1 protein-coding gene is annotated in these 354 nt (G+C 66.9%); it reads right to left on the bottom strand.

What is annotated here, in order from left to right; all coding sequences use genetic code 11:
* On the bottom strand, positions 1-273 hold a 273-nt coding region (locus J0A65_RS26555; protein ID WP_206597169.1), incomplete at its 3' end, for a DUF5064 family protein.
* Between the last annotated feature and the right edge of the window lie 81 nt (positions 274-354).

Below are 354 nucleotides of genomic sequence, written 5' to 3' on the forward strand. Positions count from 1 at the left end.
GCGCATCACCGGACTGGCGTTGATGGGCAAGCCGTGGCGGGCGGCGGCACGGGTGGCCACGCTGGCGAAATTGAAGGCCACGTCGCGGTGCAGTTCGAACTCCTCCTCGAACGGCTTGCCGCGTACGTTGCCGGCCAGGCGCATGTGCAGCATCGGTCCCTGTTGCGGGTCCTGGCGTACTTCGTAGTAGAAGTCGACCGAGAACGGCGGGATGTGGCGCAAGGCGTCGGGGCGGTCGAGGTTATCACGGTGCAGGTGGCCGGGGGTGAACATGCTGCGGTCCTCCTTCAGCGATGGACGATGCCGTCGCAGGCCATGCTGATGCGTGTGCCGGAGCGGCCCTGGACGATGGCT

Origin of the sequence: Bowmanella yangjiangensis, from assembly GCF_017255015.1 — a bacterium.
Classification (GTDB): domain Bacteria; phylum Pseudomonadota; class Gammaproteobacteria; order Enterobacterales; family Alteromonadaceae; genus Bowmanella; species Bowmanella yangjiangensis.